We start from the raw sequence: 13162 nt of genomic DNA on the forward strand, positions 1-13162 counted from the left end.
ATGTAGATTTATAATGAAATTTGATAAAAATATCTATTATGATACAGTTGCTTATATGCAAGGAGGTAAAACATGGATTACCTTTTATCGAAAGAAAAAGTGAAGCGATGGCCCAAAGATATGATAGCGGCGGGGCGTTGTCATACTGTTGGCCTTAAATCGGATGGCACGGTAGTAGCGGTGGGCCGGAATAAAGAAGGTGAATGTAATGTAAGTGGCTGGCGAGATATTGAAGCAGTCGCAGTGGGCAATGTTCATATGGCAACGAACACGGGTAATGCTCATACAATCGGTCTTACATGTGACAGTACTACGGTAGCAGTAGCAGTGGGTTGGAATAAGCATGAACAATGTGATGTAAACGATTGGCATAATATTGTAGCGGTTGCGGCAGGGTGGCGTCGTACTATTGGCCTTAAATCGGATGGCACGGTAGTAGCGGTGGGCCGAAATAAAGAAGGAGAATGCAATGTAAGCAGTTGGCAAGGTATTGTGGCAGTCACAGCGGGTGACTGGCATACAGTCGGTCTCAAATTGGACGGCACATTGACGACTGTGGGGAATAATCGATATGGTCAATGCAATGTAAGTAGCTGGCGAGGTATTGTAGCGGTCAAGGCTGGGTATCTTCATACTGTTGGTCTTAAACGAGACGGTACGGTGACAGCAGTGGGGAATGATAAACATAACCAGTGTGATGTAAGTGGCTGGATAGATATTGTAGCAATAGCGGCTGGTACGAATCATACAATCGGACTAAAATCAGATGGTACCGTGCTGGCAGTGGGCTGGAATGAGTATGGTCAATGTAACGTAAGTGATTGGCGCGATATTGTAGCGATAGCGGCTGGTTGTGCACATACAGTCGGACTAAAATCAGACGGCACGGTGGTCGCGGTAGGTAATAATGAATTTGGCCAATGCGATGTAGGTAGCTGGCGCGACATTCGGTTGCCTGGCAAATAGTCAATTTACAATCAATGATTAGTAATATTATTCTATTTTAGGAGTAATTATGGAATAGGATATGTAGAAAATAATTAAACTTAAATCTACTGAATAAGAATCTCTTTTGAAAAGGGATTCTTATTATTTTTCATAAAATGAGGGTCTAAATGGAATTTTTGAACAAACTATATTTCAAAATTACAGTAGAAGATATAAATAAAGTATAGAGGAGATAAAGGAATGCTTAAAAGGTTTTTACTTTCTTTACCGGATGTTTTACTTATATGTATCGTTCTTTACATAACGTACACAAATTCTTTTAGCTTTGGACAAATGTTAGTAATTTCGATTGCAATCGGAATCATTGGTGGTCTTGTTATAAGGAGTGGTAAGGATGTATTTATGTATATAAGGTGGACAATGAAACAGAGGAAATCTTGAATACGTTGTATTGCTATTAGGAGGAGATGAAATGACTAAGAAAAAGAGTAGAGTGAAAAATGAAGTAGCGCTTTGGGCATTAACAGCGGTTGTTCTCATCATTGTATGGTACTTTTATCAAAAATAAAAACGCATCGTATTAAAAAAGCACGATGCGTTTTTATTATTTTTTTTTCCAATTTTTTTTAATAAAGTCTTCACGACCAGATTCCTTTTGCTCAGTAGCATATTTCTCTGGATTCTTTTTATAGAAATGTTGGTGGTATTCCTCTGCTGCGTAAAAAGGTGCAGCAGGACGAATTTCAGTCACGATTGGATCTTTAAACATACCGCTTTCTGTAAGAGCTTGTTTTGATTTTTCGGCAAGCCCTTTTTGTGTTTCGTTATGATAAAAAATAGCGGTACGATAAGATGGACCACGGTCAAAAAATTGTCCGCCATCATCAGTTGGATCGATTTGTGGCCAATATAAGTCTAGTAATTTCTGATAAGGAAAAATAGAAGGATCGAATGTAATTTGAACAACTTCTAAATGTCCAGATGTTCCAGCTTTTACTTGTTCATATGTTGGGTTTTCTACATGACCTCCTGCATAGCCAGAAAGTACTTTATGAATACCAGGAAGTTCATCAAATGGTTTTACCATGCACCAAAAGCAACCGCCTGCGAAGGTTGCGAGTTCGTATGTTTTTTCGGACATTGCTGTAATCCTCCTAAATGTATATGTTTTATATAGTATTATATAAAATGTTTTATTGCGCAATAAAAAAGATTTGAAAATATATGTTTTTTATAAACAAGATCCTCCGCTCACATCAATTAATTGTCCAGTTACCCAGCGGCTGTCTGGAGAAGCAAGGAATGCAGTAGTATCGGCAATGTCTTCTACTTCACCTAAGCGATTGAAAGCGGAAATAGTAGTAGCGTACTGCTTCATCATCGGGTCGCTCAAGAGTTCTGCATTCATATCTGTTTTAATAAATCCTGGAAGTATTGCATTCACCGTTATTCCTCGTGCTCCAAGCTGTTTTGCTAGCGTAAAAGTCATTGTATTAATAGCGCCTTTCGTCATACTATATGCAACAAAATCAGGTAAAGAAATGCGGGTGGCAGCGGATGAAATATTAATAATTCGGCTATTGTCACGTAAACGTGGCAGTGCTTGTTGAATGATAAAGAATGGTGCTTTTGCATTTACTGAAAACATTCTATCAAAAAATTGTTCAGTCGTTTCTTCAATAAAAGCACCAGGACCAATGCCAGCATTGTTTATTAAAATATCAAATTGTGTTTCACCAGTGCGCTTTTGTAATTCAGTATCTAAAGCTTTATAAAGGTTTTCTACACCGTGTAAGGATTCTAAATTTGCGCCGATAGAAAAAGCTTGGCCACCATCTGATCGAATTTCCTGAACAGTTTCTTCAGCGTCATCTTTTCGATTACCGTAATGAACAGCAACCAATGCACCGTCATTTGCTAAGCATTTAGCGATCGCTCGTCCAATTCCTCGGCTTGCTCCTGTAACTAACGCTACTTTCCCTTTTAACATAGTTTCCTCATCTCCTCATAAACTTTATAAGTTTTTCTTTATGTAGTAATGCAAACATACTTAAGTAATATATGAGTGTATGTAAGTAATGCATTCCAATTTTGATTTGAGAAAAAATAAATAGAATGAATTTTGATTTTTTTGAAAAAACATGTTGACAACGAAAAGAACAACGTCCTATAATACGTGTAACAAATAAAAGTTAATTAAGAATTTTCTAACTTTATATGTTGTATATGCAAAGAAGAGGAAAGTAGATGATTATGATCGTTTCAGAGAGCTACTCCAAGGCTGTGAGGGTAGTAACAATCGAATCATTGAAGATCACCTCGGAGCATCGCTTGCGAAAGGGAAACTGAGTAGAGGGCGGCGGCATCGTCTCCGGTAAAAGGACGGAGGTCTGATTGGACCTACAAAGCTTATATTTCGTGAGAAGTATAAGGAAGCTGAGTGGTAACGCGAAACTCTCGCCTCAGCAATCAAAGCTACTAAATTGTAGTAGTTGATTGCTGAGGCGAGAGTTTTTATTTTTAAAAATAGAAGAAGAGAATGCGTAGAAGAGGAGAGTAAATGATAAAGATTGTTTCAGAGAGCTGCCCCGAGGCTGTGAGGGTGGTAACAATTCAATCATTGAAAATCACCTTGGAGCACTACTTTTGAAAACTAGTAAAAAGTAGCGGGGTTGTTCCCGATAGAAAAACAAAAGTCTAATTGGACTTGCAGAGCTTATGTTTCGTGAGAAGTATAAGGAAGCTGAGTGGTACCACGATTCCCTCGTCTCAGCAATGGATTGCTACAAGTATGTAAGTAATCGATTGTTGAGACGAGTATATTTTTAAGGGTTATATACTGAATATTCTGTTAAAAATACTCATCTCAGCAATCGATGTAGAAATAGATTGCAAAAATAGAGAAAAAAGAGGAGCGATGTGAGATGGGAAACCAGTACATTTACATGAATGGGGAATTTGTAGAAAAAGAAAAGGCAGTTGTTTCAGTGTATGATCACGGTTTTTTATACGGAGACGGTGTATTTGAAGGGATTCGTAGTTACGGAGGAAATGTATTTTGTTTAAAAGAACATGTGAAACGATTGTATGAATCAGCGAAATCTATTTTACTAACAATTCCAATGACGGTAGAAGAAATGGAAGAAGCAGTTTTACATACACTCCAAAAAAATGAATACGCTGATGCTTATATTCGCTTAATTGTCTCAAGAGGAAAAGGTGACTTAGGACTTGATCCGAGAAGTTGTGTGAAGCCGAGCGTAATTATCATTGCAGAACAATTAAAGTTATTCCCACAAGAATTTTATGATAATGGGCTAAGCGTTGTATCTGTTGCATCAAGACGTAATACGCCAGACGCGTTAGATCCACGTATTAAGTCAATGAATTATTTAAATAACGTACTTGTAAAAATTGAGGCGGCACAAGCAGGAGTGTTAGAGGCTCTTATGTTAAATCAACAAGGATATGTTTGTGAAGGTTCTGGCGATAATGTTTTCGTTGTGAAAGATGGAAAAGTATTAACCCCGCCATCCTATTTAGGGGCATTAGAAGGTATTACGAGAAATAGTGTTATCGAGCTATGTGAACGACTGAGTATTCCGTGTGAGGAAAGACCATTCACTCGCCATGACGTATATGTAGCGGATGAAGTATTTTTAACAGGAACAGCAGCGGAGTTAATTCCAGTTGTAAAAGTTGATTCGAGAGAAATTGGAGATGGGAAACCAGGAAGTGTAACGAAACAATTGACCGAAGAATTTAAAAAATTAACGAGAGAAAGAGGAGTACGTGTTCCCGGGCTGACGGAAAGCTTAGCATAAATAAGGAGAGGAGTTAATTGAAATGAAGCAGCAGTATACAGCGTATGAGAAGTTACAGTGTGAAGAAATGACAGGCGCTGGGCACGTGATTCAAGGTTTGAAGAAATTGGGTGTAACGACCGTTTTCGGCTATCCAGGCGGAGCGATTTTACCAGTATACGATGCGTTATACGAAAGTGGTTTGAAACATGTTTTAACTCGTCATGAACAAGCTGCCATTCATGCGGCTGAAGGATATGCGAGAGCTTCTGGGAAGGTCGGGGTAGTCTTTGCTACCTCTGGCCCAGGGGCGACAAATTTAGTTACGGGCTTAGCAGACGCTTATATGGATTCGATTCCTTTAGTTGTCATTACCGGCCAAGTTGCAACGCCTTTAATTGGTAAAGATGGATTTCAAGAAGCGGATGTTGTCGGAATTACAGTACCTGTTACGAAGCATAATTACCAAGTTCGTGATGTAAATCATGTATCACGAATTGTGCAAGAAGCTTTTTACATCGCCAAAAGCGGACGACCGGGACCAGTATTAATCGATATTCCAAAAGATGTTCAAAATGCAAAAGTCACCAGTTTCTTTAATGAAGAAGTTGATATTCCGGGGTACAAACCAGAACTTGTACCAGACAGCATGAAACTTAGAGAGGTGGCTAAAGCAATTTCAAAATCAAAGCGTCCACTTCTTTATATTGGAGGAGGTGTCATTCATTCAGGTGGATCCGATGAACTCTTCGAATTCGCAAGGGAGAACCGTATTCCAGTCGTTTCAACTTTAATGGGACTTGGTGCATATCCACCGGGAGATCCATTGTTTCTAGGGATGCTTGGTATGCATGGGACATACGCTGCTAATATGGCGGTAACAGAATGTGATTTACTACTTGCATTAGGTGTACGCTTCGATGATCGTGTAACAGGAAAATTAGAACTTTTTTCTCCGCACTCGAAAAAAGTACATATTGATATTGATCCTTCTGAGTTTCATAAAAATGTAACTGTAGAGCATCCGATTGTTGGTGATGTGAAAAAAGCGTTACACATGTTGTTACATATGTCTATTTATACACAAACAGATGAATGGCTTCAGAAAGTAAAGGCATGGAAAGAAGAATATCCACTTTCTTATAAGCAAAAAGAATCTGAGTTAAAACCACAGCATGTGATCAACTTAGTAAGTGAATTAACGAATGGTGAAGCGATTGTCACAACAGAAGTAGGACAGCATCAAATGTGGGCTGCTCACTTCTATAAAGCAAGAAAACCTCGGACGTTCCTTACCTCTGGAGGATTAGGAACAATGGGGTTTGGGTTCCCAGCGGCAATTGGTGCTCAGCTTGCAAAAGAAGAAGAACTTGTCATTTGTATTGCAGGTGATGCTTCTTTTCAAATGAACATTCAAGAACTACAAACAATTGCTGAAAATAATATCCCTGTAAAAGTATTTATTATAAATAACAAATTTTTAGGGATGGTAAGGCAATGGCAAGAAATGTTTTATGAAAATCGTTTATCAGAGTCAAAAATTGGCTCACCAGATTTTGTGAAAGTGGCAGAAGCTTATGGAGTGAAGGGATTAAGGGCGACAAATTCAACAGAGGCGAAACAAGTGGTGTTAGAAGCATTTGCTCACGAAGGTCCTGTCGTAGTTGATTTTTGTGTAGAAGAAGGTGAAAACGTATTTCCGATGGTTCCGCCAAACAAAGGGAATAACGAAATGATTATGAAGAGGTGGGAAGAATGAGTCATACTTTTTCACTCGTTATTCATAACGAGCCAAGTGTCTTATTACGTATAAGTGGAATTTTTGCTCGGCGTGGCTATTATATTTCTTCTTTACATTTAAACGAAAGAGATACGAGTGGCGTTTCTGAAATGAAACTCACAGCAGTTTGTACTGAAAATGAAGCGACATTACTTGTTAGTCAGTTGAAAAAATTAATTGATGTACTGCAAGTAAATAAATTATAAGGGGTGTATGGAGTATGAAAACGTATTATGAGAAAGATGCAAATGTAGAGTTATTACAAGGGAAAACAGTTGCGGTAATTGGTTATGGATCTCAAGGGCATGCGCAGGCACAAAATTTACGTGATTCAGGTGTGGAAGTTGTAGTTGGTGTTAGACCTGGTAAATCGTATGAAGTAGCAAAAGCAGATGGATTTGAAGTAATGTCTGTTTCAGAAGCGGTTCGAACCGCACAAGTTGTACAAATGTTATTGCCAGATGAACAGCAAGCACATGTATATAAAACAGAAGTAGAAGAGAATCTCCGTGAAGGACAAATGTTACTTTTCTCACATGGATTTAACATTCACTTCGGCCAAATTAATCCGCCAAGTTACGTAGATGTAGCAATGGTTGCGCCAAAAAGTCCAGGTCATCTCGTTCGCCGTGTATATCAAGAAGGAAATGGTGTTCCGGCATTAGTCGCAGTGCATCAAGATGCGACGGGAACAGCGCTACATGTAACATTAGCGTATGCAAAAGGTGTAGGTTGTACACGTGCGGGTGTAATTGAAACGACATTCCAAGAAGAAACCGAAACGGATTTATTCGGTGAGCAAGCTGTACTTTGCGGCGGGGTAACTGCACTTGTGAAGGCCGGGTTCGAAACGTTAACGGAAGGTGGATATCGTCCTGAAATTGCATACTTTGAATGTTTGCATGAATTAAAGCTAATTGTTGACTTAATGTACGAAGGTGGATTAACGAATATGCGCCATTCTATTTCAGATACGGCAGAGTTTGGAGATTATGTAACAGGATCGAGAATTGTTACAGATGAAACGAAGAAGGAAATGAAGCGTGTTCTGACAGAAATTCAGCAAGGTGAATTTGCGAAGAAATGGATTTTAGAAAATCAAGCAGGGCGTCCGACGTATAACGCAATGAAAAAAGCAGAACAAAATCATCAATTGGAAAAAGTGGGAGCAGAGCTTCGTGAAATGATGAGTTGGATTCATGCACCGAAAGAATTAGTAAAGAAATAGAGTAAGAGAGTATAAATGAAAAATATGTAAGAGGGGATTTGACAAGATGAGAAGTGACATGATTAAAAAAGGTTTTGATAAAGCGCCGCACCGTAGTTTATTAAAAGCAACTGGTTTGAAAGATGAAGATTTTGATAAACCTTTCATAGCGATTTGTAATTCTTTTATTGAAATTATTCCAGGGCATAAACACTTGAACGAGTTTGGGAAACTTGTAAAAGAGGCAGTTCGTGCGGCAGGTATGGTACCATTCGAATTCAATACAATTGGAGTTGACGATGGTATTGCGATGGGACATATCGGTATGCGTTATTCTCTTCCGAGTCGTGAAATAATTGCAGATTCAGTAGAAACGGTTGTAAATGCACACTGGTTTGACGGCATGATTTGTATCCCAAACTGTGACAAAATTACACCAGGTATGATGATGGCTGCACTACGTATTAATATTCCGACTGTGTTTGTTTCAGGCGGCCCAATGGCAGCAGGAAAAACATCTAAAGGAGAAGTTGTTGATCTGAGTTCCGTTTTTGAAGGAGTAGGAGCTTATCAATCTGGGAAAATTTCGGAAGAAGAATTAAAAGATATTGAAGATCATGGCTGTCCATCTTGTGGCTCTTGTTCGGGTATGTTTACCGCGAACTCTATGAATTGTTTATGTGAAGTGTTAGGTTTAGCTCTTCCTGGTAACGGGAGTATTTTAGCAATTGATCCAAGACGTGAAGAATTAATTAAACAAGCAGCAGAGAAATTGAAAATTTTAATTGAAAGAGATATTAAACCGAGAGACATTGTAACGGAAGAAGCAATTGATGATGCGTTTGCGCTTGATATGGCGATGGGCGGTTCAACAAATACAGTGTTGCATACATTGGCGCTCGCGCAAGAGGCTGGATTAGATTACGATATGAACCGTATTGATGCCGTTTCAAGACGTGTACCACATTTATGTAAAGTAAGCCCTGCTTCCAATTGGCATATGGAAGATATTGATCGTGCGGGCGGGATTAGTGCAATTTTGAAAGAGATGAGCCGGAAAGAAGGAGTACTTCATCTTGATCGAATAACTGCTACGGGGCAAACATTAAGAGAAAATATTGCTGAGGCAGAGATTAAAGATAAGGAAGTTATTCACTCTCTTGAAAACCCTCATAGTGAGGAAGGAGGATTGCGTATATTAAAAGGCAACCTTGCGAAAGATGGAGCGGTTATTAAAAGCGGTGCAACAGAGGTAAAGCGTTTTGAAGGACCTTGCGTTATTTTTAATTCACAAGATGAGGCACTTGCTGGCATTATGCTTGGGAAAGTGAAAAAAGGAGATGTAGTTGTCATTCGTTATGAAGGACCAAGAGGTGGCCCTGGTATGCCAGAAATGTTAGCACCAACATCAGCAATTGCTGGAATGGGATTAGGTGCTGAGGTTGCATTATTAACGGATGGACGTTTCTCTGGAGCTTCACGTGGAATTTCAGTAGGACATATTTCACCAGAAGCAGCAGCTGGTGGAACGATCGCACTTCTTGAACAAGGGGATATTGTATGTATTGATGTTGAAGAACGCTTGCTAGAAGTAAGTGTGAGTGATGAGGAATTAGAAAAGCGTAAAAAAGAATGGAAACGACCAGAACCGAAAGTGAAAACTGGCTGGCTTGGACGTTATGCACAAATGGTAACATCGGCGAATACAGGGGCTGTTCTGAAAATCCCGAATTTTGATTGAGCCAATTTAAAAGAGATAAGGATGATATATAATGGTGCAAAAGGTAAAGGAGAGAGTGAAAATTGAAGATATCTTAATGGCTCATAATTGCATGAAAGATATTGTTATTAAAACACCGTTACAACGTGATACAGTTTTATCTGAGAAATATGATTGTGACGTTTATGTAAAACGAGAAGACTTACAATTAATTCGCTCTTTCAAAATTCGTGGTGCATACAATTTGATTCAAAGTTTACCGAAAGAAAAGTTACAAAACGGTGTTGTTTGTGCAAGTGCTGGTAATCATGCGCAAGGAGTTGCTTATACATGTAATTTATTGAAGATTCCGTCGAAAATATTTATGCCCACAACAACACCGAAACAAAAAGTATCACAAGTACAATTTTTCGGTGGTGATTTCGCAGAGATTGTATTAGTTGGTGATACATTCGATAGCTCTTTCCAAGAAGCACAGTGTTATTGTGAAGAAAATAGAATGACATTTGTTCATCCGTTTGATGATCCGTATGTAGTTGCTGGTCAAGGGACAGTGGCAGTTGAAATTATGCATGATATGGAGAAACCGGTTGATTATATCTTTGCGGCAATCGGCGGTGGTGGATTAGCATCAGGTGTTGGTACATATGTAAAAGGTGTTAGTCCTACTACAAAGGTTATTGGTGTAGAACCGATGGGAGCTGCATCTATGAAAGAGGCTTTTCTTCAAAATGATAATGTCGCATTAGAGAAAATAGATAGTTTTGTTGATGGGGCAGCGGTTAAAAAGGTAGGAAAGTTAACTTTTGAAACTTGTAAAGATGTAATTGATGACATCGTTTTAGTACCAGAGGGGAAAGTTTGTACGACGATTTTAGAACTGTATAAGAAAAATGCGATTGTAGCTGAACCGGCTGGTGCACTCTCTATTGCAGCACTTGATTTATACAGAGATGAAATTAAAGATAAAACAGTTGTATGCACATTAAGTGGTGGAAATAATGACATTGATAGAATGCAAGAAATGAAAGAACGATCTCTCATTTACGAAGGGTTAAAGCATTATTTCATCATTGAATTCCCGCAGCGTTCAGGCGCGTTAAGAGAATTTCTTGATAAAGGATTAGGGCCAGAAGATGATATTACTCGTTTTGAGTATATTAAGAAACATAATAAGGAAAATGGTCCAGCATTAGTCGGAGTAGAATTAAAACATAAAGAAGATTATGAGCAATTAATTACTCGCTTTAAAGAAAATAATATTCAATTTATGGAGCTTAATAAAAACCCTGTTTTGTTTGATTTGCTTATTTAATAGAAGGGAAGAAGAAGCATCTAAATAAAAAAGATAGATACAAGCGAGGAAATATAGTGCTTGTTCTATCTTTTTTATAGTTAAACTAGATACTCATTAAATTCAAGAAGAATAAAGCTAGTTAACCAAAAAAATATCGCAATGCGAATAATTACATACATAGTAAATTCAAAGGTAGTAAGTTTTCGTTCACGTTTTATTTTTTTAGAAATCTAACAGAAAAAACTGAACATAAAAGTAGAACGGCTATAGACATTTTATAAATATTTTCTAACAAACTTACATTTTCTAATAAGTTTTTCAGCATATTTATCACCTATTCTGTAAAGTAGATTACAGAGAAATAGATCTTGAGCTGTCTAGTTTCGTTTATTTTTTATTTTCCCTGTATCATCAATTTCTACATCAGTTGAAATTGTTTGTAAATATTGAAGAGCTTTTTTCTTTTCTTCCTCATTTACAGGGGAAACTTGGTTGTTGCGAATGATATAAGGATTGAATGACATTTGGACATCCTTTCCTTTAAAAGTTAAAGTTAATACGCCAGTTTCGGCGCTTTTTCCATTCACATAACTTGGGAATAAAAAGTTACCTAATGAGTAAGCGATAGGAACTTTATTATAATACTCAAACCCTTGTAACCAATGTGGATGGCTTCCGACAATCGCGTTAGCTCCTGCTTCAACCATTTTAGGTACATATTGCTTTTGGTATTCTACCGGACGGTTTGATTTTTCAACGCCCCAATGCATATAGACGATTAAATAGTCTGCATCTTGTTTTTGTTCTTTAATTGTTTTTGTTACAAGATTTAAATCATAGCCATTCGCAACGCCAGGTTTATTCTCACCAGCTACCCAATTAGAATCAGGCATAAATCGAACGAAGGAAAGAAATTTAAACTTTTTCCCTTTTACGGTCATTTCTCGTGCAGTATATGCATCTTTTGCATTTTTTCCGGCTCCAATGTAAGGGAACTTTAATTTTTCTACGTGAGAAATCGTATCCAATAATCCATCTTGCCCATAATCAAGTGTGTGGTTATTCCCAATATTTACGATGTCATATCCAGTGTTTTTAATAGCTTGTAGTGTAGATGGATCACTTTTAATCCAAAACAATTGCCCAGGTGCTTTCTTTTCTTTCGTTGTAAATGCCGATTCTAAATTCACAAAAGAAATATCAGCTTTTTTTATTTCTTCTTTTACATGTTGGAATGGGTAATCAGCCCCATTCTTTTCGATTATAGGACGTAATTGCCAATCAAACATTGTATCACCAGAGAAGGTGAGTGTGATTTCTTGGTCTTCTATTTTCTTTTCGCTTTTTGAAGCGGTTTTACTAGATTTGTTTTGCAAATCGGGTTTGTCTTTTGCTTTTGAAATAAAAGAGTAATTGATTAATAAAACAATCGGTGTAATGAAAAAGGCTATTAACAAAAATCGTTTTAGTAAAGTTTTCATATATACCTTCCCTTTTAATATTATCCCGCAATTAAATTAACACTGAATCTATTAAAGGTAATTAAAGTTACAAAAAAACAGCGGGTTATGTAGTGGAAAACATTTGTTAATATTCTCAATATTAAGTTAACATATAGATAACCTGTAAATCAATGTATAAACCAAAATATAGAAATAAAGAATTCGAAGGGTGAAGAATGAGAAATGGTTATATTAGGAGCAGTTGTAAATGGGATTTGTATTATATTTGGTACTTTACTTGGTAAATTATTTAGTAGGATTCCAGAAAGTATGAAAGGGACGATAATGCACGCAATCGGTTTAGCGGTTACTGTGCTTGGGCTTCAAAAGGCATTAAAAAGTGAAAACTTTCTTGTTGTCATACTGAGTTTAGTGATTGGTACGGTAATTGGAGAATGGTTACAATTAGAAGAAAAGTTAAAACATTTAGGGGATTGGCTAGAAAATAAAGTTGGATCGAAGGGGAAAGGAAGCATATCAGAAGGTTTTGTAACAGCTACTTTAATTTTTGCAATTGGTGCGATGGGGATACTTGGTGCACTTGACAGTGGGATTCGCGGAAATCATAATATTTTATTTACCAAGGCAATTATCGATGGATTTATTTCTATTATATTAACGACAACTCTAGGAATTGGCGTAGTATTTTCGGCGATTCCAGTTGTTTTATATGAAGGTGGTATTGCAGTTTTTGCAACACAAATTAATAGTTTTGTCCCGGAAGAATTAATGAACCAATTTATAGTGGAGATGACGGCTGCGGGCGGCATTATGATATCTGCTATTGGATTGAACTTGCTTAGTATTATTAAAATCAAGGTGGCAAATTTACTTCCAGGTATATTAGTAGTGGGTGTAATTGTTTCAATTATTTATGGTTACGGTTTGTTAGTAAATTAGTAGAG

12 protein-coding genes, 1 pseudogene and 1 other annotated feature are annotated in these 13162 nt (G+C 37.5%); of the genes and pseudogenes, 9 read left to right on the plus strand and 4 right to left on the minus strand.

Going from position 1 to position 13162, the window contains the following annotated elements:
- Positions 1 to 72: 72 nt before the first annotated feature.
- Positions 73 to 966: an RCC1 domain-containing protein gene (locus ACTFRY_RS13275; RefSeq protein ID WP_098616418.1), complete on the plus strand. Its 894-nt coding sequence runs from the start codon at positions 73 to 75 to the stop codon at positions 964 to 966.
- 222 nt (positions 967 to 1188) lie between these two features.
- The gene (locus tag ACTFRY_RS13280; RefSeq protein WP_098616417.1) at positions 1189 to 1389 is read left to right on the plus strand and encodes a hypothetical protein; all 201 of its coding nucleotides are present in this window, start codon (positions 1189 to 1191) and stop codon (positions 1387 to 1389) included.
- A gap of 163 nt (positions 1390 to 1552) precedes the next feature.
- On the opposite strand, the gene msrA is transcribed toward ACTFRY_RS13280, so the two are convergent.
- Both msrA and ACTFRY_RS13290 read right to left on the minus strand, forming a co-directional pair.
- Positions 1553 to 2089: a peptide-methionine (S)-S-oxide reductase MsrA gene (msrA, locus tag ACTFRY_RS13285; protein ID WP_098616416.1), complete on the minus strand. Its 537-nt coding sequence runs from the start codon at positions 2087 to 2089 to the stop codon at positions 1553 to 1555.
- A gap of 90 nt (positions 2090 to 2179) precedes the next feature.
- Positions 2180 to 2938: an SDR family oxidoreductase gene (locus ACTFRY_RS13290; protein WP_098616415.1), complete on the minus strand. Its 759-nt coding sequence runs from the start codon at positions 2936 to 2938 to the stop codon at positions 2180 to 2182.
- Between the two features lie 545 nt (positions 2939 to 3483).
- Positions 3484 to 3723: a binding site (T-box leader), on the plus strand.
- A gap of 149 nt (positions 3724 to 3872) precedes the next feature.
- Here ACTFRY_RS13290 and ilvE point away from each other — a divergent pair.
- From ilvE to ilvA, 6 genes are read left to right on the plus strand one after another with little or no spacing between them, the layout of a single operon-like run.
- Positions 3873 to 4772, plus strand: coding sequence for a branched-chain-amino-acid transaminase (gene ilvE / locus ACTFRY_RS13295; RefSeq protein ID WP_000528156.1), 900 nt, complete (start codon positions 3873 to 3875; stop codon positions 4770 to 4772).
- A 22-nt stretch (positions 4773 to 4794) separates the two neighbouring features.
- A complete protein-coding gene (gene ilvB, locus ACTFRY_RS13300; protein ID WP_016117575.1) occupies positions 4795 to 6510 on the plus strand; it encodes an acetolactate synthase large subunit in 1716 nt (571 codons plus the stop codon).
- Positions 6507 to 6737, plus strand: a complete 231-nt coding sequence (locus ACTFRY_RS13305) for an ACT domain-containing protein (RefSeq protein WP_000019916.1) — start codon at positions 6507 to 6509, stop codon at positions 6735 to 6737. Before ilvB ends, ACTFRY_RS13305 begins: the two co-directional genes overlap by 4 nt.
- A 14-nt stretch (positions 6738 to 6751) precedes the next feature.
- Positions 6752 to 7759, plus strand: a complete 1008-nt coding sequence (ilvC, locus tag ACTFRY_RS13310; protein ID WP_098616414.1) for a ketol-acid reductoisomerase — start codon at positions 6752 to 6754, stop codon at positions 7757 to 7759.
- A gap of 46 nt (positions 7760 to 7805) precedes the next feature.
- Positions 7806 to 9479, plus strand: coding sequence for a dihydroxy-acid dehydratase (ilvD, locus tag ACTFRY_RS13315; RefSeq protein ID WP_078385465.1), 1674 nt, complete (start codon positions 7806 to 7808; stop codon positions 9477 to 9479).
- 31 nt (positions 9480 to 9510) lie between these two features.
- Positions 9511 to 10773, plus strand: a complete 1263-nt coding sequence (ilvA, locus tag ACTFRY_RS13320; protein ID WP_000250321.1) for a threonine ammonia-lyase IlvA — start codon at positions 9511 to 9513, stop codon at positions 10771 to 10773.
- Positions 10774 to 10853: 80 nt separating this feature from the next.
- Here ilvA and ACTFRY_RS13325 read toward each other — a convergent pair.
- Positions 10854 to 11080, minus strand: a pseudogene (locus ACTFRY_RS13325) (hypothetical protein).
- A gap of 52 nt (positions 11081 to 11132) precedes the next feature.
- Complete coding sequence (locus tag ACTFRY_RS13330) at positions 11133 to 12236, minus strand: CapA family protein (protein ID WP_000854538.1); 1104 nt, start codon at positions 12234 to 12236, stop codon at positions 11133 to 11135.
- A 204-nt stretch (positions 12237 to 12440) separates the two neighbouring features.
- Between ACTFRY_RS13330 and ACTFRY_RS13335 the strand changes: the two genes are divergently transcribed.
- Positions 12441 to 13157, plus strand: coding sequence for a DUF554 domain-containing protein (locus ACTFRY_RS13335; RefSeq protein WP_098616413.1), 717 nt, complete (start codon positions 12441 to 12443; stop codon positions 13155 to 13157).
- Positions 13158 to 13162: the final 5 nt, after the last annotated feature.

The organism is Bacillus cereus group sp. MYBK195-1, assembly GCF_051916605.1.
Lineage (GTDB): Bacteria > Bacillota > Bacilli > Bacillales > Bacillaceae_G > Bacillus_A > Bacillus_A cereus.

What these genes read in the sequence shown, in the direction of transcription:
- ACTFRY_RS13275 (WP_098616418.1), top strand. Translation starts at nt 73, where the DNA reads ATGGATTACCTTTTATCGAAAGAAAAAGTGAAGCGATGGCCCAAAGAT.
- ilvC (WP_098616414.1), top strand. Translation starts at nt 6,752, where the DNA reads ATGAAAACGTATTATGAGAAAGATGCAAATGTAGAGTTATTACAAGGG.
- msrA (WP_098616416.1), bottom strand. Translation starts at nt 2,089, where the DNA reads ATGTCCGAAAAAACATACGAACTCGCAACCTTCGCAGGCGGTTGCTTT.
- ilvD (WP_078385465.1), top strand. Translation starts at nt 7,806, where the DNA reads ATGAGAAGTGACATGATTAAAAAAGGTTTTGATAAAGCGCCGCACCGT.
- ACTFRY_RS13335 (WP_098616413.1), top strand. Translation starts at nt 12,441, where the DNA reads ATGGTTATATTAGGAGCAGTTGTAAATGGGATTTGTATTATATTTGGT.
- ilvB (WP_016117575.1), top strand. Translation starts at nt 4,795, where the DNA reads ATGAAGCAGCAGTATACAGCGTATGAGAAGTTACAGTGTGAAGAAATG.
- ACTFRY_RS13305 (WP_000019916.1), top strand. Translation starts at nt 6,507, where the DNA reads ATGAGTCATACTTTTTCACTCGTTATTCATAACGAGCCAAGTGTCTTA.
- ilvE (WP_000528156.1), top strand. Translation starts at nt 3,873, where the DNA reads ATGGGAAACCAGTACATTTACATGAATGGGGAATTTGTAGAAAAAGAA.
- ACTFRY_RS13280 (WP_098616417.1), top strand. Translation starts at nt 1,189, where the DNA reads ATGCTTAAAAGGTTTTTACTTTCTTTACCGGATGTTTTACTTATATGT.
- ACTFRY_RS13290 (WP_098616415.1), bottom strand. Translation starts at nt 2,938, where the DNA reads ATGTTAAAAGGGAAAGTAGCGTTAGTTACAGGAGCAAGCCGAGGAATT.
- ilvA (WP_000250321.1), top strand. Translation starts at nt 9,511, where the DNA reads ATGGTGCAAAAGGTAAAGGAGAGAGTGAAAATTGAAGATATCTTAATG.
- ACTFRY_RS13330 (WP_000854538.1), bottom strand. Translation starts at nt 12,236, where the DNA reads ATGAAAACTTTACTAAAACGATTTTTGTTAATAGCCTTTTTCATTACA.